Source organism: Moorena sp. SIO3I6 (genome assembly GCF_010672095.1).
This window is the reverse complement of record NZ_JAAHHU010000510.1, coordinates 1-3,020: the sequence shown is the minus strand read 5'-3', so window position 1 is coordinate 3,020 and position 3,020 is coordinate 1. Positions and strand designations below refer to the sequence as shown.

The following is a 3,020-nucleotide window of genomic DNA, read 5'->3' as shown; positions in this document are numbered from 1 at the left end:
GCTTTGATGCCAATGAGCTTATGGAAGATACAGCCCCAGATTAACCCTCGATTCATTTTCTTGATGCCAAGCGCGAGTGTGGGAAACCCCCGCAGGTCGGAGCTGCATCCCTTAATGGCAAGCTCAAACCCTTATAAATACGTCCAAGGTCGCGCCCAAAACAGAATGTATCTTTTAGGTGCGACCCGTGGCGAATTTAATTCTTAATGGGTCAAGCGCACCGATTAAGGAACTTATGGGCTGAAATTATTACCCAGTAAGGATTTTAGCTTGCATGTCACCCCCCCAGGCATCCTGCCCGCCCGAAAATAAGCATGAAACTGGCAAGATGCCAGTTCCACCAAGATGCCTATTCCACAGGTGCGACCCGAAAGCGCACCTAAGCAATATGCCCATTTCACAAAACTATTAAAATCATTCCATTATTAAGCAATGCCAAATTCTCAGCTGTTCAGCATTTAGATTGGGATATCATTAGGGTGCGGCTCTTTTAAAAAGACGCTATACTCATAAACGTGCCAGGGGTCGCGAGGACAATCCCCTACTGGTTCAGTAGGGGATTACGCGGTAGGCAGCTATACTAACCCAGCGCGATCGTGGGCATCGGCCAGAAAAACTGCTCCAAAATTCCCCTCCACCAGAACATTCGTAAACATTCTACTAATTGCAACTAAACAATATGCTACCCACCAACCAAAACAAGGACGGAGATTTCACAGAAGCACGGGAACTATTTGAGGAAATGGTAACGTGGTTAAGTTCAGAGAGTTCTTGTGGTCTGGAACACAGTGAATTGGAGAATAATCTATTTGTCAACGGAAACGAACTATTAAGAAGATTATTACAAGGTTATTTAGATAAGAGAAAGTCAGATGAAATAGAGTCAGACTGTATAGGTAGTGACGGGGTAAAAAGAACCCATAAACGTCACCAATCGAGAAAACTGAAGACAATATTTGGGATAGTAATAGTCAATCGCCTTGGCTACGGAGGAAGAGGCATTCATAGTCTAAATCCTCTGGATGGAGAATTAAATCTGCCACCAGAACAGTATTCTCACGGACTATCAGAGCGAGTAGCGACATCAGTAGCGTTCAACGGATATAACCAAACAGTAGACATCATTAACAAGACAACCGCAGCCAAAGTAGCAAAGCGTCAGGTTGAAGAATTAGCACTATCGAGTTCTCGTGATTTTGAGGAATTCTATCAAGCCCAACAAGCACAGTATCAGCTTGGGGAAAAGACAGGAGATATTCTGGTTATTAGTGTCGATGGCAAGGGCGTAGTCATGCGCCAAGAGGATTTACGCCCCGACACCAAGAAAAGAGCTGCCGGTCAAAAAAAGCTACAAAAACGTCTAACTAAGGGAGAAAAACGAAACTCAAAACCCATGGCGACAGTAGCTGCTGTTTATACAATAGAGCCAATAGTGCGGACAGCAACACAAATAGTCAATCCCCCAAAATTAGCCAAGATAAAACGTCCGCGTCCCGAAGGTAAAAGAGTTTGGGCTTCTTTAGCAAAAGAGGCAGAACAAGTAATTAATGAAACATTTGATGAAGCTTTAAGCCGCGATCGAGAACGACCAAAAAAGCTAGTTGCATTAGTTGATGGTAAGAAGACGCAATTACGACGGCTTGATCAGTTGGCCAAGAAACATAAAATTCAGCTCACAATTGTTCTGGATCTGATTCATGTAATTGAGTATCTTTGGAAAGCTGCCTTTGTCTTTCATGCTCCTAGCAGTAAAGAAGCTGAAGATTGGGTTAGCGATCGTTTGCTTCGTATTCTTGAAGGTAAATCAAGTTACGTTGCTTCGGGTATGCGCCGCTGTGCAACCCGGCTTCAACTCAAACCAGAGCAACGTTCTGCCGTAGATAAATGCGCAAACTATTTACTCAATAATCGAGATTATCTTCGGTACGATCTTTACTTGGCTGAAGGATTTCCTGTTGCTACGGGAGTAATTGAAGGAGCTTGTCGTCATTTGATTAAAGACCGAATGGATATTACTGGAGCCCGGTGGAGCCTTCAGGGTGCTGAGGCGGTTTTACGTCTTCGTTCTCTTCACGTCAGTGGTGATTGGAACGACTATTGGCGTTTTCATTTGCAAAAAGAACATCACCGCAATCACCAAGCAAAGTATTTTTCTGGTATTCCTTTGCTTAAAAGTGTTATTCAAGCTTCAATTTGTACAAATACTTCATACAAAGCGATGGTTTTTTGACTGGACTTGCGTCTTCTTAAAAGAGCCGCAGCCTTATCTAAATTGCTCAAAGGTAACATATAAAAGGGAAAAACTAATTTAAAGGCGCATCAGATTACATTCTCAATTCTCAATTATCATTAGGAACCTTCTCCAAAAAAATACCCCGTTCAGCATATTCTGAAGGGGTCCCGCCGGGCAATAAGCAACACCATGTATATTCTTTCTGCACTGCGTTATGCCCAAATTTCGGACTGGAGCCCCCTTCAGCCCACTGAAATTCCTGGCGAATTCATGACGACGATGACTAAGTACATAATTCTAGATTAAAGTAAATTAGTAGGGGGGGGTTCCCCCCCTAGCCCAAAAATCAAATCTGTTCCCCTAGGGTGGCCTTTGGTCAATCGGATTGGATTATTTCTGGGTTGGTTTACAAAGTTGAGGCATAGTAAAATTTCCTAGCCGTGGAAGGTATTTCTGCGGCTATTTTTTTTGGAGAGTTGAAGGTTAGAAGGTTAGTTATTTGGTTGAAGGTTGAAGGTTATTTGGTTGAAGGTTGAAGGTTGGGATGTTGAAGGTTGAAGGTTATTTGGTTGAAGGTGAGAAGGTTATTAAGTTGTTCGCCTTTGGCGTCCCTTGAAGGGTAGGTTATTTGGTTGAAGGTTGAAGGTTATTAGGCGTTGCATATTGTTGTGGAATGGGCATGTTGGTGGAATGGGCATGTTGGTGGAATGGGCATGTTGGTGGAATGGGCATGTTGGTGGAATGGGCATGTTGGTGGAATGGGCATGTTGGTGGAATGGGCATGTTG

At 43.4% G+C, this 3,020-nt stretch carries 2 protein-coding genes; both read left to right on the top strand.

The window, feature by feature from the left end:
- Positions 1 to 207: hypothetical protein (locus F6K49_RS38735; RefSeq protein WP_293105791.1), on the top strand; the 207-nt coding region annotated here is incomplete at its 5' end.
- A 472-nt stretch (positions 208 to 679) separates the two neighbouring features.
- The gene (locus F6K49_RS38730; protein WP_293105788.1) at positions 680 to 2,230 is read left to right on the top strand and encodes an ISKra4 family transposase; all 1,551 of its coding nucleotides are present in this window, start codon (positions 680 to 682) and stop codon (positions 2,228 to 2,230) included.
- Positions 2,231 to 3,020 lie beyond the last annotated feature (790 nt).